This is a genomic window from Actinoplanes sp. NPDC051405, from assembly GCF_055586185.1.
Map to the genome: position 1 here is coordinate 423,544 of NZ_JBVJIR010000001.1, position 26,533 is coordinate 450,076.

Consider the following 26,533-nt stretch of genomic DNA (forward strand, 5'->3'; position numbering starts at 1 on the left):
CGAAACTCCCACCACTTTCCACTCCATGCCCAACTGGGACGCCCCACAATCGTTATGCCCTCAGGGACGGCCGCTTCCAGGCTGCCCGGACCCGTCGGCGAGCTGAGGAACCAAAGATGCGCAGCAGCAGACCAGCCTGGCTGACGGCCGGGGTGACAGCCCTGCTGGCGGTGTCTTCCTGCTCAGTGCTCGACGAAGAGCGGACCGCCACTCCGGTGCCTGTCGCCCCGCAAGCGGCTTCGGCGCCCGCCACGCCGCTCACCACCCCGCAGGTGCCGCCGCTGCCCTCGACGGCGCCGGGACAGCCCGTTGAGGACCTGCAGAATCAGCGGGACGGTATGACCCAGCTGGCGCCGTCTGACCGCCCCTTCGCCTGGCAGCCTCCGCCGGCTCGTCCACATCGCGAGCCCGCACCGCTGCCGGCCGCGCACAGCACGGCTTCACCGCCTGCAGACCCGGACCCCACCCCGGCACGTAGCTCCGGCGGTGACCCGGATCCGGGTCGGCCAACTTCCGTGAGCGTGATTGCCCGCCATGACCCGGTTCCCGGCGGTGTACGCGCTCAGCTGCGCTTTTTCCAGGGTGGCAACAACCCGTGCCAGGTGACGGGCAAGTTCGAGGTCAGCGCCTCCGGCTCGCTCAGCCGCGCCTTCATGACCATGCCCGACGTCAATGTGTTGTGTATCAACGGGGTGACGCCCGGCGTACGGCTGGATGTATCGGTGACCGCGCCGTCGGGGCGCGTCGTGCGGTCGTGGACGATGCTGCCCGGGGAGGGCGACAGTCTGACCGCATTCTCGATGCGCAGCCTCTCCGGCGAGGTGGGGAACCACGTCATCCGAGCGGTCCAGGGAACACGCTCCACCACAAAGGTCGTCGAGCTGCGGCGGGCCGAGTCCCCTCAGTTGCTGCCCCTAGTCGACAACGAGGGCAACGCCTTTCCGCTGCACAGCCCCCGTGGCACCACTTTCCGCCTGGCCGTCGGCGGGTTCCCGCCGGACTCGGAGGTGCCGCTGCGCATCTACAGCGGGCCGTACCCCCTGGCCCCGGGCGCCCCGATGCGGTATTTGACCTCGCACCCGGTGCGAGTGGACAACACCGGCTTCGGGACATGGGAGCTGACCACTTCGGCCGACGATCCCGTGGGCTGCTACTACGTCACCCACGAGTTGCTCCCCGAACGCCAGGCCAAGGGCTTCTGCCTGTCGCCCACCTGAGACGGCATCGTCCAGGCGCGCGTCTACTCCAGCGCATCCTCCGGCCGGACATCGTCGCGTTCGTGCTTCAACGCCCGGGCATCACCAACGCGATCATCGGCCCGGCTCAAGGCGGCAACGTCGTGCTATCCGACGACGTGCTCGACCACATCGACGAGATCGTCGCTCCAGTTGACTGGTCCGACAGCGGGCGTGTTCAGCCGCGTTCCCACACGGCGACGGCATCCCCGTCGGGTTGCGCCACCCAGCCCAAGGCCTCGGGCCGTGCAGGGGTGCCGGTGAACGTCAGGGTGAGCGCGGCGGTGCCGGCCCCGAACCGTACCGGCTTGCTCTGCTCCGCCTCATTCTCCCAGCCCTCGGCGTCGTAGAGGATGAACATCCCCGGGTCGACGATGATCGGACGGGTGGCAGTGACCGTGAGGACGGCCGTGGCGGAGTGGGCCGACCAGGTGGTCGAGGCGAGCGTCACGGTGGCGACCGGCGTGGACCTGCGGGTGACGGTGACGATGCGGCCGTTCTGCACGAACGTGAGCGACGGGTCGCTGTCCTTGATCGCCGGAGGTGCTGGCACGGCCACGCTCGTCATCGAGGTGGAGGCGACCACGGCCGGCACGGGCTGCTGACCCGCCGAAGCGACCCCGATGGAGTTGAGCGACGCGGCAGCCGCCAGGCCGGTGACCACGACCGCGACGCCAAGGGGCTTCTTCATGGGCCCCACCCTATCGGGACCGACCGATTCCGCCGCCTCCGGTCACAAGAATTCGGCCGGGGGCTCGCCGACCAGGAGCCGCAGAACGGTGCCGTGGGCGGGCCCGATCGTCCACGTCCGCCGGCCGGGATTCTGGCGATCCGGCCGGCGTACCCGTGGCACTGCTGCACGGAAGCGGGAGCAACGCGCGCACCTGGGACGGATTCGCCGCGCACCTGACCGCCGCGGGTCATCGGACGGTCGCTCTTGACCTGCGCGGTCACGCCAGCAGCGCCCGGACTGCCGACTACTCTCTGACCGGCATCCGAGATGACGTCCTCGGCCTGCTGGACATTCTGGATCTGCGAGGCGTCGTCCTGGTCGGGCACTCGGTCGGTGGATATGCCGCCCTTGCCGCCGCGCTGCATTCGCCCGATCGGATCACCCGGCTGGTCCTGGAAGATCTGGCGGCCCCGCCACGACGTACCGCGCTGTTGAACGGCGTCGGCCCGATTCCATTGCTCGCCGCAGCGGTAACTGTCGCGATCTCGAGCCGTGACTACGAACTGCGCGCCATGCGGTCGATCTTCCGCCAGCTGTCGCGTCCGGACCCCGGCTGGTGGGCGCGGCTGGGCGAGCTGCGGCAGCCCACTCTGATCCTGTCCGTCGGTCCGTCCAGCTTGATCCCGCCACGGCGACTGGCCGACGTAGCGGCGGGGCATTCCGGCGGCCCGGCTCACGACGATCCCGGTCGGGCATCGCGTGCACAGCCTTGCCCCGGACCGGTTCAGGACTGAGGTCGTCGCGTTCCTCGAGGAGGCTCAGGCCGGCACGCGCGTCTCGTAGACCAGGATCTCGGTGCCCGCAGTCTCTTCGCCGTCGTCGGGCGCCGCCCACACCCGCAGGGTCCGCCCCTCGGCCTCCAGGTGGACCGGGTTACGCGTGGCCACGTGCCCCGCCGACGAATACTGCTGGAACGGCACCTCATGACGTACCTGCAGAGACCGCAGATCGATCAGGGCGATGCCACCGAGCTCGAACTTGGCACCGGCCGCGTTGACGTACTCGGTGATGCCGGTGCAGGCCATCATCCGGCGTTCGGTGTATGCGCAATCCTGGTAGTCGATGAAGTGGTGGGGGTTGGTCCGGCGATCCAGTTGACGGCCCGTGCCGGTCCAGCTGTAGAACGTCCGCGACCCCCAGGACACTCCGTAGATCTGGCGGCTCACCGGGTCCGCGACGACACCGCCGACGTGATCGCTGACCCGGAAGGCGGCCCGCACCGTCAACGACGCAAGATCGATGCGGTAGACGATGGCCCGGCTGTTCGGCCGGTATTCGGCCACCGGCACCAGCAGCGAACGCCCTTCGACATCGATGCCGCCCGGGTGGTACATGTCCCCCTCGCCGAGCACGATGTCGCGCTGGAGATTGCCGTTCAGGTCCAGCACGAAGACATGGCCGCGTCCCTTGCCGGGCGTGCGGTCGTATCCGCCGACCGGCTCCGGATAACGCACCGGCGCCTCGAGGATCTCCACACTGGACAGGAACAGCCGGTCACCCACCCGGGCCAGACCTTGCGGGTGGTACGTCGGGAAGTTCAGTTTGATCTTCCGGGTCATCGTCCAGGGTGTGCCGCGCGTCGTCTTGGTCACCGCCGCGACCAGCGCGGAGTCCTTCGGACGGGCGGCGGCCCCGGACGGCACGCCGGCCACGAGACCGGCAGCGATGATCACCGGTACGGCGGCGGCGACGGCCAGCTTCCTGCTGATCATGATGGTCCTTTCTATCCCCGGCCGAAGCCTCTCCAGGCCGGCCAGCCCGTCAGGAGGCGATGGTCTCGCCGTTGAGCGTGATCGACAGCTGGTCGGATTGCTTGAGCTTGGCAAGGACCGCTGACTGCTGGGCGTCCGGTATCCCGTCGACAGCCAGGTGCTGCAGAGTCGGGAGCCGCACGAGGTCATCCACCGTGTCGGGCTGGTGGACGGTGAGGCTGGTCAGGACGGGGAGCCGGCTCAACGCCGCGAACTCCTCGTGATCCGGCGTGCCGAAGAACTCGACGTGGGTCAGCGCCGGTAGCCGCTCGATGCCACGCAGGTTACGGTCCGGTGGGCGGTTGTCCAGCACCAGGTCGGTCAACGGCAGGCCGGCCGGTAGGGGGTCCAGGCCGGCGGCCAGGCTGCGGTCCCGGATCACCAGACGGGTGATCTGCGCGGCCCCGAGCGTCTCCAACGGGGCGTTCATCAGGTGCAGGTGCAGCTCCGACACCTGGGTGCGGGCCAGCGGGCTCAGGTCACGCAGCAACGGGCAGCTGGCCAGGTGCAGTTCTCGCAGGTTGCGCGCGGCGGTCAGCGGGGAGAGATCGCGCAGCACCGTGTTCTGCAGCAGCTCCAGGCGGCGCAGGCCCGGGATGGCGGCCAACGGGTCCAGTGGGGTGAGATCGCCGCGGCAGGAGACGATCGTCAGCTTGTTGAGGTGCCGCAGGTACTGCACCCGCGACCAGCGTTGGATCTCCAGCTGGCGGTCGCCGAACTCCACATCTGCCAGCACCGCGGTGGCGTACCTCTCCGGGTCCTCGGACAGGCGCCAGGCGCGTAGCAGCTCGTCGATCACCATGGACTGGTCGATGCCGGTGAACCGGGCGATGATGTCGCGCGCGCCCTCGCCGCCGATCATCGCGGCGGTGCGGATCACCCGAGCGGCCTGTTCGTCGTCGAGTCCCTGCGGGCCCGGCAGCAGGTCCAGCACGAACGGGCCGGCCTTGGCCAGCAGCTCCGCGTCGTCCAGCGTGGCCGGCGGGATGAGCCGCCGAGCCGCCTGATGCACCTGATCGCGGATCTCGTCGCTGTCCGTCACGTCGGCCTGGGCCAGGCACGCCGCGGCGACCAGACGCAGCCGGTCGTGCAGCACGCCGCGCTCCCGGGCGGCGGCGTTTCCGCGGAGCAGGTCGGTGAGGATCCGTTCCCGCTCGGCCGGGCGGGCGTGCGCGACGGCCATGATCACGACGTCGTGCCACTGGTCCAGATGGGCGTGGTCGATCAGCAGGCCGAGGTCGCCCGCGTCGACGACCTCCTTGGCGGCCAGGTAGTCCCGGAAGGTGCGGTGGACGAACTGGATCTGGCCGTCGTACACCTCGCGCAGCAGGCCGGTGCGCTCCAGCGTGCGCTGCAGCACGAACTCCGGCTCGGCCCTGTGCTGCCGGATCCCGCGCATCGCGTGGGAGATCCGTCGGATCGCCTCGGCCCGCGGCAGCAGGATGTCCTGATTCTTGACCAGCGAGTACGCCAGCCGCTGCAGGATCACCACCTGCTCCTCCATGCTCAGCTGCGGCGCCCGGTCGGTGCGGACCCCGCGCCGCTCGTCCCACCGCAGCAACAGCAACTCGAGGGCGGCGTCGTAGAGACTCTTGCGGTCGCGCGGCAGGTGCATGTGCCGGTCCTGGTACAGCGCGCAGATCAGCCCGGCCAGCAACGGGTTCGCGGCCAGGCGGCGCAGCTCGGGCCGGGTGGCGATCAGCTCGGTCAGTTCCCGGCGGCAGGTCTCGAGCCAGTCGGCGGCTCCCGGCTCATCGCCGGATTCCTCGGCTGCGGCCTCGTGCCAGCGGGCGAGGAAGTCCTGGATCCCCTGCCCGCTCAGGCTCAGCAGGTCGAAGGGCACGAACCCCTCGGCGGCCAGCCAGTCCTCCTCGATCGCCGGGGGCCGGCTGGTCACCACGAAACGGGCCAGAGGGTACGCCCGGACCAGTTCACCGAGCCAACGGCGGGCCGCCTCCCGGCGTTCGGGCGCCAGCTCGTCCACCCCGTCGACCAGCAGCAGCGCCCGGCCCGACGCGAGCCGGCGGCTGGCCCAGCCCGCCGGCATCTCCCCCGCCACCATCCGGGCGACGATCGCCGGCAGTTGCTCGGGCGACGGCAGCTCGTGGGAGTCCTGGGCGAACTGCCGCAACGGCACGAAGAACGGCAGATACCCGTCCCGGGTCCAGACCATCCGGTCGGCGACCTTGGCGGCCAGCCATTGCAGCAGCGTGGTCTTGCCCGCTCCGGCACCGGCCCGGATCACCACCCGGGGGTTGTCGATCAGGGCGTTGGCCACGTCGATGCCGACACCGGTGAGCCCATCCTCGTCGTCGTCGGGCACCCCGCGGGTGCGGCGGGCGACCGCGAGCGTCACGTACTTGTCGAACGTGTGCCGGCGCGGCCGCCGGCCACGGGTGACCCCGAACAGTTCGAACTGCCCGAGCGCGTCGGTGACCGCTTCGGCGTACCGGGCGGCGAAGGCGGCATCCTCGATGCCGGCGGCCGACCGCTGATGCTGCAGCAGTGCGTCGAGCTGGCGGGCGACATCGCCGACCCGCCAGAAGGTACGGGTCTGCACCACCTCCTCGAACTGCGGCTGCGACCGGAAGTAGGCGATCAGCTGCGCGCAGGTCAGGCCGACCACCCGGTGATAGACCGCGGTGCCGCCGGCGTCGAGGCCCGCGCGCGCCAGATCCGCCGCACCGCGGGCCTCGACGATCCGGGCCAGGCGGGCCGGGTCGAGCTCGGCGTCGAAGACCAGGGCGAGGTCGATCCCGGCTCCGGTGAGGCTGCTGCGCGCGACCGACACCGCTGCTTCCCATTCGTGCGGTGCGACATCGCGAAGGTCGCTCTGTCGCAGCTCGGTCAGACCGGAGCGCATGCGGTCCACTGCCCGCCGCAGCTGCCCCGTGGTCACCTCGGTGCGGCCACCGGCTCGGTGGCGTTGAGCGAACTCCGTCAGCACGTCGCCGGCGATCCGCTGCAGCACGTCGCCCGCGATGCCCAGCAGCGCTAGGAAGATGGCGTCGGTCAAATTTCCCCCGGTGTCCCGAATGGACGACGGTAACGGCCCGCGGTGAACATCCGGTGGACCTGGCGCGCCTGCCCGTTCACCTGAACGTTGCCGTCGAGCGTCCTGGGGCACCGGATCTACCGGACGCCGCTGACGTGACCTGACATGAAAATGTCATCGCCCGCTGCCAGTCCCAGCGCGCGTCGTCCTCGGCGCGATCGAAAACATGGGCAAGGTCGTCCCGGTAGGGCCCTGGCACGCCGCCGGCGGGAGCCACCGCTCGCACGACGTCGAGCACGGTGCCCGGATCGAACGGGTGCCGATCGGGGTCGACGTCCGCCCAGGTGAGGGCTTTGATACGCAGCCGCGGGCCCTCCGGCTCGATCGTCATCGCCGGCCATCGTGCCACGGTGCTCGCAAAGAGGGCGACCCTGTTATTGATCAGTATTTCGAATGCATACGTGCCCACGATGGAACCGAAGTGGCACTCACGGGAAGACTTTGCTCCACGGCGGCGCGCACCCTGACTCATCGGCCGATCCGGACACCTTCGGGGCTACCTGCCGTGGTGACAGGTAGCACGCCTATTCGATGACAACCAATGCGCCTTGCCCTTCTGATCGCGCAGGTCACCCAGACCTCGCAGTGTCAACTACCACGCTTCGGCTCAGGGGCGCAGCTGCAGATGCGAGCGGCTAACCTTCGCCGTCCGCGGCGTAGGCAGTTCCGCTGCACGTCGAAGCAGATCAAGTTCCGTTCCTCAGTCATTCGATCCGCGGCCGCGGAAACGTCCTCAGCCATGCTGCGCGTTGTCGATGAGCGGCCCGTCGGACCAGGGCTGGTGTCTTCCTTGTCCTCGGTCATGTCGACCCAGCGGGCCAGCAGAGCTGCGACATACTCACGAATTGCCGGCGTCGGGCGCATCTCGGCCGAGGTGTCCAAGTATTGCCTGTACAGCGTTTCAAGGGTCGTCGCGCCGTCAGCGTCGGCCGGGCGTTCCCCTTCCCAGACCGCAAGGTCGTAGCTCATCCGTCTCCCCGGTTCGCCTCACCGCGACAACAGTCGGCGAGATGGTAGGCACCGAGTGCCGTCGTTTGGTGGGGCTATCCGGCATGCCGGCGGGTGCTGGATGCCCGTGAACGCACGCGGCGTCACCGCCCTGAGCCGCGCTCGCCCCGCGTACTTCCGCAGGAGTCCATTCCGACCTGCCGTTACCGTGCGGTCTTCTCCGCGGACATTCAGCCACTGCCGCTGAGGTGGCGGGCGCCGTTGTCCCTGCGTTCTCCGTGTGATCGGCGGATCGCTGGGTAAGGCCGGTGAGGTAGCTGAACAATGAGGGAATGTGAGGTGTATCGGCGTGGCTGCTAAGAGCGCCAAGAACCCGACCAGGGGTAACAACACTCCGAACACCCCTGAGGTGAGTGAGAGCGCCATCGCGCGGATGAAGGTCGGTGAACTACGCCGCGAGCTGCAAGGTCGTGGAGTGAAGGGCACCGCTGATCTGAAGAAGCCCGAGTTGGTCAAGAAGCTGATCAAGCTGGAGACCGCCGGGTCCAAGCCGAACCGGTCGGCGACCAAGAAGTCGGTGTCCGGCCGGAAGAAGTCGACCGGCGGCAACAACACTCCGAACACCCCTGAGGTGAGTGAGAGCGCCATCGCGCGGATGAAGGTCGGTGAACTACGCCGCGAACTGCAAGGTCGTGGAGTGAAGGGCACCGCTGATCTGAAGAAGCCTGAGTTGGTCAAGAAGCTGATCAAGCTGGAGACCGCCGGGTCCAAGCCGAACCGGTCGGCGACCAAGAAGTCGGTGTCCGGCCGGAAGAAGTCGACCGGCGGCAACAACACTCCGAACACCCCTGAGGTGAGTGAGAGCGCCATCGCGCGGATGAAGGTCGGTGAACTGCGCCGCGAGCTGCAAGGTCGTGGGGTGAAGGGCACCGCTGATCTGAAGAAGCCTGAGTTGGTCAAGAAGCTGATCAAGCTGGAGACCGCCGGGTCCAAGCCGAACCGGTCGGCGACCAAGAAGTCGACGTCCGCTGTGACGGCCAAGTCGGCGAAAAAGTCGTCCTCCGTCACCACGACGAAGAAGTTGCGGGCTGCTGCCATGGATCGGTCTACAGCGAAGAAGCTGGCTTTCGCGGCGGGAAAGCTGCCCACGACGAAGAAGTTGATTTTCGCGCAGACGGATCTGCCCAGCAGCGACGAGGTCCCGCCTGCTCTCGAGGTAAGCGAAAGCAAGCGCAGCGGGTCGCATGGCAGGGGAAACAGCCGCAAGCGGACGGGTGGGGCAACCGCTGTGATTCGGTGAGGTACTCGAGGACATCGAGTCTGCGGAACGTGGGGCTGTGATCCGGCGCCGGCCCGTCGCGCACGGCGGTGCCGGACACGGTCGACGGCGTAGGCTGTCCGCTCGTCGAGACGTCTCGGGCGTGCACCGCTCCGGCGCTGACCGGGTGGCCGCCATCGGTCGCTTTGGGCGCGCCGCTCTACACCGACAGATGCGGTTCGGATTGCGGCAACGACCGACTCACCTCGATGAAGTATGAGAGGCGGTGGTTCGGCAAGCGCCACCATCCGTCCACGTCGTTGAGCCATCCATCGACGACGGCGCGCCCCGCTGAGCCTCTTCGGACCAAGTGCGCTCGGCATGGCGAGCGAATTGGTCACCGAGGCCTTCTGACCGGCACAGAACGGGCATCCCCGCTCGCCGTAGGTACGTTCGTTGACCTTGGCCCGCCACCGGTGGTCAGGCCCATGCGGGCACATCCTCCATCGCCGTGTGTTGCTGCCAGAGACGATCTCGTTCGGATCGAGGCCGTCGTTGCGCTCTCGGTCGAACGGGGCCGCAACGTCGGGAAATCGGATGCCGAGCGCGTTGGTGACCGACAGCTGGAATCCCGCAGCACGAGCAACCGTTGCCGTTGATCGACCGGCCGTTGACCTTGGTCTGCCAGACATGGTCGGCACCTTCAGGGCACTGCCACCAAACCCTTTGATGGCTGCCGTTGATGATCTGGTCGGCGGTCAGGCCGTTGTTGCGGTCCGGGTGGAGCTGAGCAGCGAGAGCTGGGGACAGCGTCGCGAGCGAATTCGTCACGGAATTTTTCTTCCGTGCGCAGCAGGGGCAGCCGGTCAACCCGTTCGTGCGGCTGTTGACCGGCGCCTGCCATTCGTGGTCGGCCGCGACCGCACAGAACCACCACACCTTGCGCGCGCTGCCCGCCGTGATCTCCACAATGTCGTCGTTCAGCGACGGGTGCAACTGCGCGTACAGGTCAGGGTGCGCGTCCCGCAGCATGTTCCTCTTCACCACCGGCGCACGATCGCATCGGGGTACGACAGTTTCAGCTTGGGCATCGGGACTTTGAACATCCGGGCAGGGCCGGGCTGGTGCCCGACCGCCGCCACCGGAGCGGGCTGAAGATGTTCCGGACAGCGGTCTCGTCCCTCGCCAGACACTTCGTACGTGACCGCGGCGCTCTGCTCGGCGTGGTGGCGGCGGACGCGGACAGCCCCGCCACACCAGCCTCGCGCATTGCCTGCCGCCCGCACACCCCAGACGACGGCCGCCGTGGCCGCCACCAGGACGACCGCGGTCCCCCCACGAGCGTGGCTCGACGGCGTTGCCGCCACTGCCGATCTGTGCTGCAGCGCCCATTGAGTGTCCCCTCGCGTGCATCGTGATGATCGGCGACCTCCTATACGACAACGAGAAGTCGCGCGACCACCAGGATCGTCCTCGCCGTGATCACCAGCGTCTTCGCCAGCGCCACCGGCGTCTGACCGGCTGGCTCCTCGACCACCTGAACCCCGAAAACTGACCGGACCATGACAGGAGACAGCGCCGTTGCAACGGAGGTAGCACGAGGGTGCCGACGCCTGGGTGAGGGTGGGGTGTCGATGCCTTGGTCCAGGTCGGGAGCCGATGGCATACGGCCGGTCTGAATTGTGTTGAGGTGTGCTGCGAACGCTGCCGTTCGCGAGCGGCAACCCAGGTCGCCGCAAAGAATCTTGCGACGGTTCGAAACCAGGCTCGCTTGTGGTCGTTACCTGAGTTGTTGGTCGGTTCTCGGCATATCCAGTCGGACCCCGTGCCAGCAACCGAAGGTGGTGCCTGACGGCTATTTCCTATCAGCGATTTCCGCACAAGGCTGCCTTGAGCAGCGGGGACGGCACGTTGCGGTCGCGCCGCCCCCGCCTTGAGCTCGATGCGCTTTCACATCGCTCTCACTGCGATGACCCCGTACCTCGCAAGGCATGCCGTGTCTTCTAGCAACCAAGAAAGGAGGTCGCCGCATGTCCAGGAACACTACCCGTAGCGTTGACCGAGACAATCAACCTAACGGTGAGCAGGCGCCGACCGACGTGGTCAGACTGCTCGAACCAGTACAAAAGGTCATCAAGACTCTTTGCATCATGTTGGTGCCCATCTCCCTCGGTGGGGCCGCCTATCCGACTTCAGTCGCAGTGTGGACTGTGGCCATCGCAGTGGCAGGCATGCTGGTCATCGTGGGTGTAACAGCGTTGATCGTCAATCTAGGGCGGAACGAAAGACGCTAGTTAGTCCGCCGATGGCTCCGCAGAACCGGCTCGCTACGGCGAGCCGGTTTCACCCAATTGGGTTAACGAGACCGGCACAGCCGTCGTAGCGAGTGTCGGTAAACGATCCACACCTGGGAAGGTTACGAACCCATATCTGTACTCACTGGCCGCTACCGAAGATCATGGGTCACGGACCGATTGCCGTAGTGGGGAGCTCGACGGGAAAGGCAGCGCCAGAGTCGTCGACACACGGAAGCACCGTATTGGAACGTGCGGCAATCGGCTTTGCGAACGCGAACATGCCGTGGAACGCGTGAGCACCTCTCGACCAGGGCCGATCCGGGCCCGGGCAGGAGGTGCTCACGACCTGACCTCGGTCAGTAGTCGAACATTCCGGCGAACTCGTCGGGCTCGCCGGTCCACGGATCGGTGCCCTCCCGGAGCCGGCGCATGTACTCGCTCCGGGTCAGGTACGTCGCCTCCTGGATGCCGAACAGGCAGACGTCGCCGAGCGGATTGTGCGGGAAGTCGCCCCGCAGGATCCGGACCAGGAAGCCGACCATCCCGACGTCGTGGCGCCACCACATGTCGTCGCCCCGGCTGTAGAGCAGAACCGGCCACTTCTCCGGATCCCCATCGGAGGCATCCCAGCAGAGATGGTCCCCGCTGGAGTCCCCCCAGGTGATCAGCCGGGATTCGGCGTCGGCCGCGTGGTGGACCCAGCGGACCGGATCGCCTGGGACGGGGACGCCCGGCGGGTTCCATGGGGCAACGCCGGGTGCGCTCAACGGTGGTCTAGTCCGCCCCGCTGCGCGGTCCACGCTTCAGTGCCGCGGACCGGCCGACAGCCGCACGAAGCGGCTGCGTCCCCATCGCTCGAAACTACACGCGACACCGCCGAGATCGATCGAACGCACGATCGGCAACCCTGCGCCCGACGTATTTCTCCAACGCGGCCGCGGCCCACGCGGAAGTTTCTACCACGATGACAAGCACGGGATGATCCCGGTACGGCTTGCGACGCGCCACGGGAACCCCTCACTCTTGCGACCGATGATCCACTCGGACATAAACAACGAGCCATAAGTCGCCAGGCCGCGTCACCCAACGGTGCGGTCGCACACCAGTCCTCGCGCGCCTATCGCCGCCACCGTTCCCCGTCATCGGGGCCGAGGTCCAGTCCGGAATGCGCAGGGCATTACGGGATGGCGGTACCGACCCCGGTTGTACGCCTGATCGACCAGTTCCCCTGCCATGCTTGATTGTCGCAGGAATTCATGGCGCCTTCACGGTCACCCGCTGGATCCTGTTCGTGCAGGTCATCCCGGCTGCGGCGGCCCTGCTGGCGGTTCTGGTGACCGGCTGCTGGACGTGGACCCGAAGACGAACAAGTCCGCGCTGGAGGTCCTGCGGCGCCGGCCGGCCGAGCAGACGGTGACCGGGTTGATCAAGGCGCTGCGGCGGGTCGGTGAGGTTGTCGGTGCAGGTGTGGGCCGTGTGGATGTGTCGGTGGTTCCGCCCTTGTGCTGGTGGAAACGGGGCAGCCGGTCGAGCAGGTCCTCAAGGTGCGGACCTGTCCGGGAGTCAGCGCGCAGGGCTCAAGCGCGGGCAGCGGCAGGTCGCCGACCTTGGAACACGGGTTGCCGTGCGGCAGACCGGCCGGGTCGTGGGCGCACACCTAGGTGGTGAACCCGGACAGCGAGGCGAGATGCGTGTTGACCGTCGCCGGCGCCAGGCCGACCCCGCCGACGTCCCGGTCGGCGAGATGGTCGCGCCAGGCGACGACCTCGCGGTGGACGACAGCGGAGAGCCGGTCGTGGCCGTGGGCGGCGTGGAAGTAGTCGCGGAACCTCGCCAGGTGCAGGGCGATCTTGTCGGCGACCTCGGCCGAGCGCACGCCGCGGACGGCGGCGTCGAGGTAGCGGCCGGCCCACGCCTCGATCGCGTCCGGGGCGGTCAGGCCCCCGATCGGCAGCGGCACAACCTTTCGTGAAGGCAAGCTGCGCCGATCCGGCCCGGGCTCGATGTCCCCCACCTGGGCGGTCATGACGACACCCTACCGATTCCATTCGCAGAAGGGACCTTTCCTGAAGGCAATCGGCAACATCGCTAATACCGTTCGGAGCCGGTTGCGGTGAGGTCCACAGTGGTGAGGTGGGCGCGGATCTGGTAGGCCTCGGGCCGGCCGAGGTCGGTGTAGAGGGCCAAGGCCTGGTGGTAGTGCTCGCGGGCGAGGATCGGGTTGCCGAGTGCGCGGTGGGCGTGGCCGATGCCGGTGAGGGCGCGGGCCTGTTGCGAACGATCGCCGGTGTCGGCGGCGACGGTGTGGGCAGCGGTGTGGTGGTTCAGGGCGTCGGCGGGGCGGCCGAAGGTCCGGGCGGTCTCGCCGAGGCTGTTGAGTACCCGGGCTTCGCCGATCCGGTCGCCGGTCGCCCGGCAGACGGCCAGGGCCTGCTCCTGATGCCCGGTGGCCCGCCTGTCGTTGCCGAGGCGGGCGTGCAGGAGGCCGAGTCCTTCCAGCGTCCACGTCTCGCCGGCTGGATCACCGATCTGCCGGAACAGGGTCAGCGCCCGCCGGAGGTGTCCGGCGGCGGACCCGGTCCGGCCCAGCTCCAGGTGGACCAGGCCGAGACCTTCCCGTGCGTAGGCTTCGCCGAGCCGGTCGTCCTTCTCCTGGAACAGGGTCAGGGCCTGCGCGCTACGGTCGGTCGGGTCGCCGGGCCCGTCCGGTGCGCGGCGTCGCCCGGTCGGGCTGCCCGCCCTCCGGAACAGGTACGCGGCCCGCTGCAGGGATGCGGCGGCGCGCCCGTGGTCACCGAGCCGCCCGTAAGTGAAGCCGATGTCGAGCAGGGCGGTGGCCTGCCCGGTCACGTCGCCGAGCCGGACGGCCGCGTGGTAGCCGTGGTCGTGCAGCGTCAGGGCGTCGGCGTTGTGGCTACCGGTTGCCAGATGGCGTTGCAGCAGACGCGACAACAGGACGGTGTGGGCCGGCCGGCCGTGCGTGGCGGCGTGGACGGCGACCGCGATCAGGGTGGACCGTTCGGTGTCCAGCCACCAGCGCGCCCTGCCGGGGATGGTGAGGTCGGGGACGGGCGTGCCGGCCGGCAGAATTCGGGGCCGGATCGTGGCTTCGGCGGGGTACAGGGTGTTCATCGCGGCGGCGGACGCGGCGAGATACAGATCGAACAACCGGGTCAGCGCGTCGCGGCGGGCGCGCGGGGGTTCCTCGTCGATGGCTCGGTTGGTGGCATAGGCACGGGCGAGGTCGTGGAAGGCGTACCGGCCGGATGCGGCCTGCTCGAGCAGGTGGTCATCGCGCAAGTGGTGCAGGCGAGCCCGTGCGGTGTCCAGGTTGGTGTCGCCCAGGGCTGCGGCGGCGTACGCGTCGAAGTCCTGGCCGGGGTGCAGGGCGAGCAGCCGCAACAGTCGCCGCTGGTCGGCGGGTAGGTGCTGGTAGGACAGGTGGAGGGCGAGTTCGATGCCGGTGTCCAGGCGCCGCTGGTGGTGGCGTTCGTCGAGCCGGTCGGCGTGGTCGGTCAGCGTCCAGCCCGAGGTGCTGCGGATGTGCCCGATAATCAGGCTCAGGGCCAAGGGCAGGTAGCCACAGCACCGGGCGATGCGGGCGGCAGCGTACGGATCTGCGCCGACGGGAACGTCGGGGGCGGCTCGGGAGAGGAACGCCAGGGCCTCGTCGGGGGTGAAAGCGTCCACGGACAGGTGGGTCGCGGGGTGCAGGTCGGCTAGGCGGCGCCGGCTGGTCACTACCGTGAAGCAGCCCGGTACGGCCGGTAGCAGCGGGCGGACCTGGTCAATGGTCGCGGCGTTGTCCAGTATCACCAGAGCGCGGGTGCCAGCCAGGCGATCGCGGTAGGCGGCAGCCCGCGCGTCGAGGGTGTGGGGGACCTGCTGGCCGGGCATCCCGAGCAGGCGCAGGAACCCGTCCAGGACCGCGGCCGGGTCGGCGGGCGGCTGCGCCGGGTCGGGATCGAAGCCGCGCAGGTTGACGAACAACACCCGCTCAAACGGCCGCTCCTGATGGAGCAGGTGTCCGGCGTGCACGGCGAGTTGCGTCTTGCCGACCCCGGCCATCCCCTCGATCGCGGAGATCACCACCGCATTCCCGGCCCGCGCGGCCTGGCGGGCGGCGTGGCGGAGCTGGTCCAGTTCGAGGCTGCGGCCGGTGAACCCGACCAGATCCTGCGGCAGGCCGTCCTGCACCCGGACCTGCGACACCGCCTCGATCTCCCCGCCGATCACCCGCAACGCCTGACGCCATAGAGTCACGTATCCGGTGTCGGGGTGCAGCGTATGGACCACCGCGAGCACCAGGTCGGTGTCCAGCCGCCGTCGGTCGGGCCGGAAGCAATACGCGACGGTGGACTTGCACGCCAGCTCACCGGTCGGCCGGCCCGCCGCGGTCCAGGCGGCGTTGACTCGGTCCTTGATCGTCTCGTAGGAGGGATTACCGGCCCAGACCTTCAACCGGCGCAGCTGCTCGACGAGATCGGCGAGGCTACCGGCCTGCGCAGGATCGGGCAGCGTCGCAAACGCCTCTGCCTGCGTGGCCACCGGATCCCCCGACACCGTTCACCCCATCAGCCGAGTTCGATGTCAGTCGTAAGGCTAGCGACCTCACCATCGGCGACGGGTCGCCGATCAGACAACTCGGGCTCAAACTCACCTACCACCCAGAACAACAAAAAGTCCGCGTACAGGCTCAGCCTGACGCGGACTCATATGGGGATAGTTCGTGTCCGAGGATCGACACAAACCAATACCCCATTAGGGCAGATCATCGACCTCGAACTGCTCATAGCCTAGCCGCCTGCACCTACCCCGCGCTCCCCCGACAGAGCGACAGAGTGCGTGGCTCCGCAGAATGAGGCGTACGCGTCAAGCCGTTGTAGCACGTCGATCGCCAAAACGACGATGAGCGCCCCAAGGGCCTGACCGGCTAGCTAGCTTCTGGATCCGTGCCGATGAGGTCGCCGAACAAGGTTCGGCTGAATCGCGCGTGCCGGAGGACATCGGGGGCCAGCCTCCGAGTCGGCCTCCGACTGCAAAGCGGCGGCCAGGGCCCGACCCTTCATGGCCTCCTCCTCGACGGACCGTGCGCGTTCCTCGCTCCATTCGACCCGCCTCTGCAGTTCGCGTTCCCAACCGCGCCGCTCTTCGCCGGTGGCCGTAGTGATCGCAACGCCTAGGAAGGTGAAGAGGGCCGCCCCGAGAAGGGTGAATGGCAGAACGAGACCGGCCCATTGGTCGGGAGGCGAATTCTCGACCATGAGAACCGCCGCTGCGACCGTGGTGCAGATAAGGAGAATAACGGCTATCAACGACTGGAAAGGGCGAAAGCTCATGTTGACTCCTCCGCTCCGGATCTGGCGGCCGTGAGATCGGATCAGAACCAGGCGCGCCGCCTCCGCCGTGGACCGAACTGTGTGTGGCAGCCTGGCCCGGGCGGCCCGGTAGGCCAGCGCCCACCGAGCCCGCGTCAGCCGTTCGCGGCCCTCCAGGCTGACGGGCCGGCGTACGGATGCCGGGGTGGTGACGGTGTTAGCAAGCGGGTCGCTAGTCGATGAGACCACGCTGTAGGCGGTAATCAGCCGGTCCAGCGCCTCCGGCTCGTGCCCGCGGGCAAGCAGATGGAAGGCAAGGCGAACCGCCCGTTCCAGCCCGAGGGACATCACCGGTGGCCCGGCCCGTTCAGCCCGTGCTAGCAACTGGGCCGCCTCGCTGGGCGTCCCCTTCGCCACGAGGCGGTCGCGGCAAGGATGATGCCGTCCGCGCCGAGCAACCGGGCGGCCCTCGTGCGACAGCACCAGGCGGCGAGTCCCGTCGTATCTCCGCCCGCGGCCAGCGCGTAGCCGACGAGCAGCTGGGCGAGCGACGGTTCCGACCAGGCGACGGCGCGTTCCTCGGCGAGCTCGGTCGCGAGCCTGGCGGCCATCGGCCGAGCGATCCGGTAGTGGCCGCCGCCGAGGTACGTGAGCAACATCCGGCTGCGCAGGTCGGCCGGCACGAGAGCCGGACGCCGACCGAACGGACGCGCAGCCGCGAATTCCACGACGGCCGCCTCACCAGGGCCCAGGCCCGGTACGGCTACGACCCGCGTCGGGGTGGTCCGCCCCGCCACGACCAGGCGGGCCGCAACGGACGACAAGGCCTGGTCCGGCGCGGGCGCGACACGAAGCCCGGCGGGCCGGAAAGCGACGGTCAGCTCAGATGCGACAGCCGGGATGGGCGGCTCGAGAGGCCAGACGTCGAGCCCGAAAGCGACGCTTCCGAGCACGCCGAACGCCCCCGACACACTGGCATCGAGCACCTCCTCGGTCGAGAACGGCAGCACGAGGAAGCCGCCGCGGTCGCGCTCGACATCAGCGACAAGCGGCGCCGCCCCCGGGACCTCGGCGATAGCGGTGATTTGGCCGGGCGGCAGAAGTGCACTCTCCCAGGGCACGAGGACCCGCTCGGTGTCACCGACGCGGACGAGCACCGGCAGCGCCCGGGCGAGCACCGAATCCCTGTCCGGCCACCGGAATCGCACCGGTATCTCGTCGGACGGACCGCTCATCGGGGCACCACTCGGTCGACAGGCTCGATCACCTGAAGTTTCTGAAACCTCGGTGCCTCGGCGCTGCCGCTCACCTGAAGGGTGTAGTCGCCGGGAGGAACGGAGTGAACCTCCACATCCGCGGCGTCCGCGGTGAGCAAGGTGGCCGAGCCGTCGAGGTGGAGAAGTTCGACTGAGACGGGCGGCGTTCGGCCGTCGTGCAGCCCGCGGAGGACGACCCCGAACGTGGGCGTCGGCTTGGGCACGGTGATGACGTCGGGACCGAACTTCCCCGTGATGGGGAGGGACTCAGAGCCGGCAGTCAGCGTCGGCTCGTAGCCGCCAGGCACATGACGGCGGCGTGCGATGCGCTCCAGGCAGGACGGCAGCTTCTGCAAGAGCCGGGCCGGCGTGATCCCGAAGCCGACGGACGGGACAAGTTCGCCGGCCGTCCGCAGCAGAGCGTCGTCGCCGGTCCGGTCACGGAAGTCACCGAGAAGGCCGCGGGACAACAGCGTCCCGTCCACGTCGATGGCGTACGCCTCCTTGCCGACGCGTGCGGCGTTAACGCAGATCAGGTCCACTCGCCTACCGCGCGCCACGTCCGCGGGAAAGTCGGCAACCGTCATCGCCCCGGTCTGGTGTCCCGGGACGATATCCGGCGAGACGGCGCAGCAGTCGTAGAAGAACAGGTTTTCCGCGCGGCGCAGTCGGCCATCAGGTCCTCAGTGAGCGACAGGTTCACCGCCGCCTGCGCGAGGTTCCGCTCGGCCACCCCGCGTCGACGTACCCCGATCGGGCCGGGACGAGGCCGCGCCTCCCGCCGGCTGTGGCCTCTCTGCGCAAACGCGGCGGAAAACGCCAGCCAACCCAGCCGAACGGTGCGTGGTGCCTTGCCATCTCGCGGTTCGGTAGTGACACAATTGGTAAGAACGGTCGACGGAAGGTGATCTTTTGTCTGAGGTTGCACTCATCCTGACAGCGTTGATGACTGGTGCCGCTGCTGGCACGACCGCTGCCGCGCAATCAGCGGTGGTGGACGCATATGGCGGTCTTCGCAGCCTTCTGAGCCGTGTGCTAAGCCGTCGGGGCGTGTCGCCCTCGGTGCTCGATGCAGTTGAAGGCGAGACGGGTGCGTGGCAGACCGAGGTCGGCAACACCCTGATCGACGCTGGAGTGGACCGCGATGGTGAGGTTCTTGCATTTGCGCAGGCAGTCCTCTCAGCTGCGGATCCGGTCGGAGCGGCCGCAGGAAAGTACACCATCACCGTCTCTGATACGGCCGGTGCCCAGGTCGGCGACCGCACGGTGCACGTCGATACCAACTACGGCGCCACGGCGGGGACGATGAACGGGCCGGTGCACATCTCGTACGGGGATGTCCCGCACCGCCCTTCGCCGCCGGGGGTGTAAACCGGTCAGCCTCTCCCGGCGATACCTTCGACCAGGCCACTGTCAGCACACGCGATGTCTACGGCGCCGCCGGGATCTTCAATGGCCCGGTGACCATCACGGGCCGAGCTGCGGTGTCATGGCCCCTGCAGGTCGGGGTGCTGCCACCCCTCGCCGTCGGTCGGCTGGATCGGCCGGTGGATTCGGTCGTGCAGGCTACGGCGGCAACGCCTGGCGAAAGCGGGACCTGCCTGCTGATCGGTCTCAGCGGCACCGGCAAGACACAAGCGGCAGCGAGTCTGGCGCATCGATGGTGGAACGAGCAGCGGATCGATCTACTGATATGGGTGACCGCAACGTCGCGATCGACAGTGCTCGCCCGGTACGTACAGGCTGCCGCCGAAGTCACCGGCGTGGAGCACGCAGATCCGTTCGAAGGCGCACACCGGCTGCTGGCCTGGCTCGCCAGCACCCGCCGACGGTGGCTCATCGTGTTCGACGACCTCACCAACCCTGCCGATTTACAACAGTTATGGCCACCCACCACAACCAGCGGCCGCACGATCGTCACCACCCGCCGCCGCGACTCCGCGCTGCTCGCGGGTCGGACCCTGATCTCCATCGACCCCTTCACCTCCGCCGAAGCTGCCGACTACTTACAAGGCAAACTCGGTCAGCACGATCACCGACTCGACCAAGCCGCAGAACTCGCCGATGATCTGGGCCGGCTGCCGCTCGCGCTGGCTCAAGCTGCCGCTTACATTCTCGACCAGGATCTGACCTGTGCCGGCTACCGACGGCGACTGCAACGGCGCCGCCTGAACAACCTGCAACCCTCGACTTTGCCCGACGATCAGCAAGTCGCCGTCGCCGATACGTGGGGGCTGTCCATAATCCTGGCGAACGCCGCCACCGCCGGCATCGCCGAGATTCTGTTGCAACTCGTCGCATTGCTCGATCCGAACGGCATCCCGTCCCGGCTGTTCACCACCGCGGCCGTCGCGGACTACTGCACCACCCGCACTGGGCAGCCGACCATCGCGGAGGACAATCACGACGCGCTGCGGATGCTGCACCATCTGGGCCTCATCACCACATCAGTAGTAGACACCGTGCCGACGGACGATGTGGATGTAGACGTCGACATTTCGGTCCGGTCGCACACGCTGTTGCAGCGCGTCGTACGGGAGCACACTTCTACTCGAGACCAACGCGGCCTAGCCGTCGCCGCCGCCGACGCGCTCGAAGAATTGTGGCCCGCTCTCGAACGCGACGCTCGCACCGCACAACCGCTGCGTGCGAATACCACCATCCTGCACCACCACGCCGCATCACACCTCGTAACCCCCGATGGCTGCCACCCCGTACTGTTGCGCACCGCTGAAAGTCTCGGCGGAATCGGTCTGGCCGCAGCTGCCTTCGACTTCTACCAGGTCCTCCACTCGGAAACCGTTCCGCATCTCGACCCTCACCACCGCGGTGTCTTCATCCTTGGTTGCAACGTCGCGCGATGGCAGGCAGAGGCCGGAGACCCGGCAGGAGCCGCGGCGGTCACTGAGGAACTCCTCAGTGTCTTTACGCCTGTGCTCGGCCGCGACGACCGAGCCATCCTGGCGACTCGAAGCAACCTTGCTGGGTGGGCGGGGATGTCCGGCGACCCGGCCGCCGCCGTGGCCGCCTACGAACAGGTACTTACCGATGAACTGCGAGATCTCGGTCCGGACGACCCCGGCACATTGACCACCCGAGCGAATCTGGCGTATTGGCAGGCCAAGACCGGAGACCTGGTCGGTGCCATCGCGACATACAAACAACTGAGCATCGAGCAGGTCCGAGTGCTGGGCTCGGATCATCGCCTTGCTCTTACCACCCGGGCCAACCTCGCTGCCTTGTGTGGCGAGACCGGGGACGTCGCCGGAGCAATCGCAGCCCTCAATGAGCTGCTCGACGAGTACCGACGAATTCTGGGGCCTAACCATATCGAAACGCTCGAGGTCAGCCGAACGCTCGCCAGCTTTCGGGCCATGACCGAGACACCGGCTGAAGTGGCCCGCCTCTACGAAGAACTGCTCGCCACCCACCAGCAGGCACTCGGCTCGGACCATGCCGACACCCTCAAGATACGCAACGATCTGCTTTCAGCGCTGGAGAAGGCGGGTGAAATCAACGAGGCGGCCGTAGTCGGTACCGAACTGCTCAGCGACATGTTGCGAGTCGTCGGCCCCGATCATCGCGACACACTCACCGTCCGCCAGAACCTGGCTCACGTCTTAAGAAAGGCTGATGACCCCATCGGTGCGGCCACTGTCTATGAACAGGTGCTCAGCCAGCAGTTGGGAAGTCTAGGACCCGATCATCCCGACACCTTCACCACCCGGAACAATCTCGCCATGTGCCGGGCTGAAGCACGCGACGTGGCTGGCACTGTAGCAGCGCTCGAAGTGCTCTTCGCTGAACGGCTGCGGCTGCCTGATCAAACGTTTCCTGACGTTCTTACGCTCGGTCGTACGCTCGCGCACTGGCGTCTCGAAGCTGGCGATCCGGCCGGTGCGACCGACACCTACGAGCAGGTACTCACCCACGTCAACTCGGGCACTGACCCAGACCACTTCGACACCCTTGCCATCCGCAACGACCTCGCCCATATGCGAGCGGCAACCGATGACTTCGTCGGCGCCATCGCCACCGCCCAGCAGCTCCTCGCCGATCAGCGCCGACTCCTCGGCCCCGACCACCCGGACACGCTCACAACCCGGCACAACCTGGCTCACTGGCGCGGACGAGCAGGAGATCCCGCCGGCGCGGTGATCGACTACGAACGGGTCCTCACCGACCGGCTATGGCTCATCGGCCAATATCATCCAGACACTCTCCAAACCCGCCACAACCTCGCAAATTGGCGGGCGGAGGCCGGCGATCCAACCGGTGCTGTCACCGACCTCGAAGAATTACTCATCGACCAGGTCCGCGTGCTCGGCCCCGACCATCCCACCACCATCAACGCTCGCAGCAACCTGGCGGCTTGGCGCGGAAGAGCCGGGGATCCAAGCGGCGCTGCGGCCGAGCTCGCAGAACTGCTCACGGATCAGGCACGAATCCTCGGCCCCCGACATCCAGACACCCTCAGCACCCGTGCAAACCTCGCCCTCTGGCAGGGCAAAGCCGGCGACCCAAGTGGCGCCGCCGCCATACTCGAACAACTCCTCGCCGACCAAGCGCACATTCTTGACCCAGACCACCTCGACCACCTCATCGCCAGAGGAAACCTCGCCCACTGGCGCGGCGAGGCCGGTGACTCGGCAGGTGCCGCCGACGCCTTGCAGCAGTTAGTCACCGACCAGATCCGGGTGCTGGGCCCAGATCACCCGAACACGCTCATCACCCGGCACAACCTCGCTGACTGGTGGGGACGAAGCGGCGATCCGGTTCGCGCCGTCACCGCCTACGAGAAGGTGCTCGCTGACCACACGAGGGTCCTCGGGCCAGACCATCCCAATACGCTCGCCAGCCGCGACAACCTCGACCACTGGCGACAGAAAGCGTCAGCCCTGTCGGCAGGCGAGCAAGAAATTCCGTAGGGGCAGAAGACTGAGTCCGTCGTGCCGCCGCTGACCGTCAACTAATGCCCGGGTTTCCACACCGCGACGGCCGACACCGCGGCTTTCGCTTCGCCAGCAGCCACCGGACACCTGCCGCGCGCTCCGCGAGCGAGTCCCACGGTGCACATCACCTCGGCTGTCCTTGACGCACTCGTCGGGCAGCGCGCCGATCTAAGAACGAAGCGGTCTTACGTCGCCCGACGATAAGCCAGAGAGCGCAAGCCGGCGGACTTGGCGCGCCAAGCCGCCCACACCGCCACGACGTCGCCGATGCAACAGCGGGGTACACACCCTTCGCACAGCATCGCCGGTCGACAGAGGCATGGGGTTCCAACCATGGGCTTAGTTCGAGACTCGGCAAGGCGCTGACCTCGACATGGGAATTTGGTGTGTGTCGGGATCGACACAAACCAATACCCCATCAATGTCAATCATTGACCTCGACGTGATCGTAGCCTGACCGCTCGATTGCTGTCCGCAGTCGCCCGCCACCACGACAGAACGTACCAACGAGATCAGCCGGCCAGTCGCCGCGGCCCCACGCGGTGACTGGCCGAGATCCGACCCAAGCCTGATCATCCCTGGTATCGGCGATCGAGATCCCGAGCGGCGTACTCACCGAATCTAGTGCATCGCACTGCAGCCGGCCGTCAACGGCCTCGGACCCAGACGCCTCACCTACGTCGCGGCGCGGGCGCGCCTTGTCGGCGGCATGACAGCCAGCATCGAGCCCCGGAAGAGCTGCCAGTGAGGCCCTTTTAATCCTACGTAGTGGTTGGGGTGGACGTGGTGCAGGACGCCGATGGCATGCACCATTGCGGTGGCGCGGCGGGGGCAGCAGCACAGGTTGACCAGGGTTATCCAAGTTTGAGCGTGGCGATGGCCCGGTCGTTGCGCTCGCGGATCTTCCGCGTGCGCACGGTTGACCACCTTCAGATCTTTTGCTGGCCGCGCTGAGCAGAATGATCTTCCTGGACGTAGCGCAACGCGGTGGCGGCTCATTGATCATATTCACGAATAGGCACCCTCAAACGAGTGACGTCAGTTGCAGACTTCTCGTACTGTCGCAGGTGTGGCTAGCAAAGATGCGTTTGAGAGTCGGCCGGCGAAACGAGGTCTGCTCCTATGGACGTCGCTTTCGCTGATCTTCATCGCGATCTGTGGATTGCTGATCGTCAAGTACCCGCAGCAGTTCAATGCGGAGAAAGTGTGGGTCGCTACCGACCGTCGGACCAATCTCGCTCCTACCTATGCAGGCAAGACGATTCTCGGCGACTGGGCGTGGTTCTCACCCGACTACGTCGCGGCCGACATCGAGAAGGAGTGCCCGAATCTGGCCGGGAAGGTGCCTGTAAACAGCCAGGGTCGCAACGCCGCCGACGTTCTGAGGATCGACGTCGACGGCAGCCTGCACTGCGTCGTGAAGGGTAGAAAGGCCCGTGTCCAGGACCTCGAGGTGCAGCTGGTGAATGTCTCGAAGGCGTGGATGACCTTCCCGGATCCGTCTGGCGGAAAGGTAATCCATTTCGGCAACGCCGAGCTTTCCGTGCATCGCACCGATCAGCCATATATGACCATCGCGCTCCTGGTCGCGACCGCGCTAGTGGGCGTCGCCCTCAGCAAGGTCGCGGACGGCATCCGTGTCGATGCCTCCGGCGTGTAAACGGGGCTCGGCTCGCATTATCGTCGGGTGACGTCGCCAGCCGATAGGGGTGCGGCCTCATCGTAGTCAAGGCAACCCTCGGGTTCGGAGGCTTCGCGACCGCTGTAGCTACCCTGTTCGCCATCGCCGGGCGATCAAACACCTCGGACGAGACCGTTCGCAACGCGATCACTGAGATGCTTTACGTCTGTAGGCGCCCGCACCGGTGCTGATTCACCAGAAGAGACGTCGTTCGGGGCGGTGTCGTTCCAGGGCGCGAACTGCGCTCGGTCGACGAACCGGCGATGTCGCCGAGCAGGCGGGCGGCTCCCGACGGCGTACTGGAAATGGGTGAGGCCGCTGTCGAAGCTTCTCGGAGGACTGCCTGCAATTTGGGTCGGTCCTACCCGACAGCCGCAGCCGGTGCAGCCTGCTACTTGGGGCGGTCACGCCGACGGCGGGCAGCGGTGATCTTGCAGCCTCCCGCCTGAGTTGGCGCTGCGCCTGTCCGGGTATCTCGGCTGCTTCGGCGGGGAACAGGATGGCGCTGCGGGAGGACCGACTTCTGCCCGAGCTTGCTTGCAAACCCCCATCACTCGCTCAATCGTGCCCCTCCGACGCCATCGGCATTTAAGGTGGAAACCTGAGCGCGGTTCGGGTCCAGGCGGCTGCCTCTGCACCGTCCGGTTCCGGATGCACGCAGCGCACGCGGAGATGATGATCTTGGTGGCGGAGAAGCCGCACATCCTGTTCGTCGACGATGACGCGGCCGTGCTCGCGGGCCTGCGGCGGATGCTGCGCGGCAAGCGGGACAGCTGGCAGATGTCGTTCGCGGGCGGCGGCGACGAGGCGTTGCGGATCTTGGAGTCCTCGCCCTGCGACGTCGTCGTCTCGGACTTCCGGATGCCCGGCATGGACGGCCGGCTCCTGCTGCAGGCCGTACGCGACCGCTACCCACGCGCCGCCCGGCTGATCCTCTCCGGCCACACCGACGAAGCCGACCTGCTCAAGACTGTCCTGCTGGCTCACCAGTTCGTCCACAAGCCCTGCCCGGAAGGCGAACTCGTCAGCGCTATCGAGCGGGTGCTCCGGCTGCGCGGAACAGTGTCGAACGAGGATGTCCGGCGGGAGATCACCGGCATCGACTCGCTGCCCAGCCCGCCGAGTACCCTGCGCCTGCTGTTCGCCGCTCTGGAGTCCGAGGACGCATCGGCTCGTTCGGTGGCCTCGGTGCTCGAGCAGGATCCGGCCGTCGCGGCCAAGGTACTCCAGGTGGTGAACTCGTCCTCCATGGCGGCGGGCCGCAGGATCGGCGATGTGGGTCAGGCGGTCGCCCTGCTCGGGCTGCGCAACGTGCGGGCGCTCGTGTTGATGCACGACCTGGTTCGCGGCTTCGAGATGACAGGCCCCGTGCCGGCGGAATGGATGCAGCGGCTCACCGTCGGCTCGGTGCAGAGCTCCCGGCTCGCCCGTCATCTCGCCGGTGACGCGCCCTGGGCCGACGACGCGTTCGCCGCCGGCCTGCTCCTTGACGTCGGCCAGCTCGTGCTGGCGTCGTGCCGGCCCGACGCCTTCGAGGGCCACCAGTCCGCCTGGGCCGAGTCCGGCGGAGCGCTGAGCCCCATCGAGACGATGACCTTCGGGGTGGACCACGAGGCCATCGGCGCGTACCTGCTGGGCCTATGGGGGCTGCCGTACCTGGTGATCGAGGCGGTGGCGAACCACACCAGGCCCGTCGACCTGACCCACGCATCGGACGTCGCCTCCTGCGCCGCCCTGGCCCACGCCATCGTCGAGGCCGAGTCCGGCGCGCTGTGCGGCCGCCACGACGGGGCCTCGGCTGTCGACGAAACCCAACTCGACGCGTCGCTGCGGAGACGGATCGACCGATGGCGGACTGAGCTCCGCCGGGAGCAGTCGGCTACCGCGTGACCCGCATGGCGCGGACCGGTGGACTTGACTGGTTGTCACCGGCGACACCGGGCTTCGCCTGGCCGGGCACGCCCGAGTGGTCGGCGATCGAGCCACCAGCCTTTGAAGCCGCCGTCGCGTCCGCACGCCCCCGGTGGGATCACCGTGCGCGCACGCCCG

General features: G+C 67.7%; 19 protein-coding genes. 7 read left to right on the plus strand and 12 right to left on the minus strand.

What is annotated here, in order from left to right:
• Positions 1 to 116: 116 nt before the first annotated feature.
• Positions 117 to 1,217, plus strand: a complete 1,101-nt coding sequence (locus tag ACZ6S4_RS01945; RefSeq protein ID WP_465473069.1) for a hypothetical protein — start codon at positions 117 to 119, stop codon at positions 1,215 to 1,217.
• Positions 1,218 to 1,413: 196 nt separating this feature from the next.
• Here the strand turns inward: ACZ6S4_RS01945 and ACZ6S4_RS01950 are convergent, their stop codons facing one another.
• A complete protein-coding gene (locus ACZ6S4_RS01950) occupies positions 1,414 to 1,926 on the minus strand; it encodes a hypothetical protein (RefSeq protein WP_465473070.1) in 513 nt (170 codons plus the stop codon).
• Positions 1,927 to 2,081: 155 nt separating this feature from the next.
• Between ACZ6S4_RS01950 and ACZ6S4_RS01955 the strand changes: the two genes are divergently transcribed.
• The gene (locus ACZ6S4_RS01955) at positions 2,082 to 2,702 is read left to right on the plus strand and encodes an alpha/beta fold hydrolase (RefSeq protein WP_465473071.1); all 621 of its coding nucleotides are present in this window, start codon (positions 2,082 to 2,084) and stop codon (positions 2,700 to 2,702) included.
• Between the two features lie 24 nt (positions 2,703 to 2,726).
• On the opposite strand, the gene ACZ6S4_RS01960 is transcribed toward ACZ6S4_RS01955, so the two are convergent.
• The 11 genes from ACZ6S4_RS01960 to ACZ6S4_RS02010 all read right to left on the minus strand — a co-directional run bounded on the left by ACZ6S4_RS01960 (position 2,727) and on the right by ACZ6S4_RS02010 (position 18,438).
• Positions 2,727 to 3,680: a DUF6454 family protein gene (locus ACZ6S4_RS01960; RefSeq protein WP_465473072.1), complete on the minus strand. Its 954-nt coding sequence runs from the start codon at positions 3,678 to 3,680 to the stop codon at positions 2,727 to 2,729.
• 49 nt (positions 3,681 to 3,729) lie between these two features.
• The gene (locus tag ACZ6S4_RS01965) at positions 3,730 to 6,735 is read right to left on the minus strand and encodes an NACHT domain-containing protein (RefSeq protein ID WP_465473073.1); all 3,006 of its coding nucleotides are present in this window, start codon (positions 6,733 to 6,735) and stop codon (positions 3,730 to 3,732) included.
• A gap of 76 nt (positions 6,736 to 6,811) precedes the next feature.
• A complete protein-coding gene (locus ACZ6S4_RS01970) occupies positions 6,812 to 7,105 on the minus strand; it encodes a hypothetical protein (protein ID WP_465473074.1) in 294 nt (97 codons plus the stop codon).
• 257 nt (positions 7,106 to 7,362) lie between these two features.
• Positions 7,363 to 7,743 carry a hypothetical protein gene (locus tag ACZ6S4_RS01975; RefSeq protein ID WP_465473075.1) on the minus strand — a complete coding sequence of 127 codons (381 nt, stop codon included), beginning with the start codon at positions 7,741 to 7,743 and terminating at the stop codon, positions 7,363 to 7,365.
• Between the two features lie 18 nt (positions 7,744 to 7,761).
• A complete protein-coding gene (locus ACZ6S4_RS01980; protein WP_465473484.1) occupies positions 7,762 to 9,579 on the minus strand; it encodes a zinc-ribbon domain-containing protein in 1,818 nt (605 codons plus the stop codon).
• A complete protein-coding gene (locus ACZ6S4_RS01985) occupies positions 9,461 to 10,027 on the minus strand; it encodes a zinc-ribbon domain-containing protein (protein ID WP_465473076.1) in 567 nt (188 codons plus the stop codon). The genes ACZ6S4_RS01980 and ACZ6S4_RS01985 overlap by 119 nt, the downstream gene beginning before the upstream one ends.
• Positions 10,028 to 11,633: 1,606 nt before the next feature.
• Positions 11,634 to 12,044 (minus strand): hypothetical protein, encoded by a 411-nt coding sequence (locus ACZ6S4_RS01990; RefSeq protein ID WP_465473077.1) that lies wholly within the window; start codon positions 12,042 to 12,044, stop codon positions 11,634 to 11,636.
• Positions 12,045 to 12,934: 890 nt separating this feature from the next.
• Positions 12,935 to 13,303, minus strand: a complete 369-nt coding sequence (locus ACZ6S4_RS01995) for a hypothetical protein (protein WP_465473078.1) — start codon at positions 13,301 to 13,303, stop codon at positions 12,935 to 12,937.
• Positions 13,304 to 13,365: 62 nt separating this feature from the next.
• On the minus strand, positions 13,366 to 15,825 hold the full coding sequence (locus ACZ6S4_RS02000; protein WP_465473079.1) for a tetratricopeptide repeat protein: 2,460 nt from the start codon (positions 15,823 to 15,825) through the stop codon (positions 13,366 to 13,368).
• A gap of 1,147 nt (positions 15,826 to 16,972) precedes the next feature.
• Complete coding sequence (locus ACZ6S4_RS02005) at positions 16,973 to 17,773, minus strand: hypothetical protein (protein ID WP_465473080.1); 801 nt, start codon at positions 17,771 to 17,773, stop codon at positions 16,973 to 16,975.
• 53 nt (positions 17,774 to 17,826) lie between these two features.
• Complete coding sequence (locus ACZ6S4_RS02010) at positions 17,827 to 18,438, minus strand: hypothetical protein (RefSeq protein WP_465473081.1); 612 nt, start codon at positions 18,436 to 18,438, stop codon at positions 17,827 to 17,829.
• A 325-nt stretch (positions 18,439 to 18,763) separates the two neighbouring features.
• Between ACZ6S4_RS02010 and ACZ6S4_RS02015 the strand changes: the two genes are divergently transcribed.
• The 5 genes from ACZ6S4_RS02015 to ACZ6S4_RS02035 all read left to right on the plus strand — a co-directional run bounded on the left by ACZ6S4_RS02015 (position 18,764) and on the right by ACZ6S4_RS02035 (position 26,374).
• Positions 18,764 to 19,222: a hypothetical protein gene (locus ACZ6S4_RS02015; protein WP_465473082.1), complete on the plus strand. Its 459-nt coding sequence runs from the start codon at positions 18,764 to 18,766 to the stop codon at positions 19,220 to 19,222.
• Between the two features lie 89 nt (positions 19,223 to 19,311).
• Positions 19,312 to 22,779, plus strand: coding sequence for an FxSxx-COOH system tetratricopeptide repeat protein (gene fxsT, locus ACZ6S4_RS02020; protein ID WP_465473083.1), 3,468 nt, complete (start codon positions 19,312 to 19,314; stop codon positions 22,777 to 22,779).
• An 801-nt stretch (positions 22,780 to 23,580) separates the two neighbouring features.
• Positions 23,581 to 23,757 (plus strand): hypothetical protein, encoded by a 177-nt coding sequence (locus tag ACZ6S4_RS02025; RefSeq protein ID WP_465473084.1) that lies wholly within the window; start codon positions 23,581 to 23,583, stop codon positions 23,755 to 23,757.
• Positions 23,758 to 23,872: 115 nt separating this feature from the next.
• Positions 23,873 to 24,463, plus strand: a complete 591-nt coding sequence (locus ACZ6S4_RS02030) for a hypothetical protein (RefSeq protein WP_465473085.1) — start codon at positions 23,873 to 23,875, stop codon at positions 24,461 to 24,463.
• Between the two features lie 672 nt (positions 24,464 to 25,135).
• Positions 25,136 to 26,374, plus strand: coding sequence for an HDOD domain-containing protein (locus ACZ6S4_RS02035; protein ID WP_465473086.1), 1,239 nt, complete (start codon positions 25,136 to 25,138; stop codon positions 26,372 to 26,374).
• The last annotated feature ends 159 nt before the right edge of the window (positions 26,375 to 26,533 follow it).

What these genes read in the sequence shown, in the direction of transcription:
- ACZ6S4_RS01945 (WP_465473069.1), top strand. Translation starts at nt 117, where the DNA reads ATGCGCAGCAGCAGACCAGCCTGGCTGACGGCCGGGGTGACAGCCCTG.
- ACZ6S4_RS01950 (WP_465473070.1), bottom strand. Translation starts at nt 1,926, where the DNA reads ATGAAGAAGCCCCTTGGCGTCGCGGTCGTGGTCACCGGCCTGGCGGCT.
- ACZ6S4_RS01960 (WP_465473072.1), bottom strand. Translation starts at nt 3,680, where the DNA reads ATGATCAGCAGGAAGCTGGCCGTCGCCGCCGCCGTACCGGTGATCATC.
- ACZ6S4_RS01970 (WP_465473074.1), bottom strand. Translation starts at nt 7,105, where the DNA reads ATGACGATCGAGCCGGAGGGCCCGCGGCTGCGTATCAAAGCCCTCACC.
- ACZ6S4_RS01975 (WP_465473075.1), bottom strand. Translation starts at nt 7,743, where the DNA reads ATGAGCTACGACCTTGCGGTCTGGGAAGGGGAACGCCCGGCCGACGCT.
- ACZ6S4_RS01995 (WP_465473078.1), bottom strand. Translation starts at nt 13,303, where the DNA reads ATGACCGCCCAGGTGGGGGACATCGAGCCCGGGCCGGATCGGCGCAGC.
- ACZ6S4_RS02010 (WP_465473081.1), bottom strand. Translation starts at nt 18,438, where the DNA reads ATGACGGTTGCCGACTTTCCCGCGGACGTGGCGCGCGGTAGGCGAGTG.
- ACZ6S4_RS02035 (WP_465473086.1), top strand. Translation starts at nt 25,136, where the DNA reads ATGCACGCAGCGCACGCGGAGATGATGATCTTGGTGGCGGAGAAGCCG.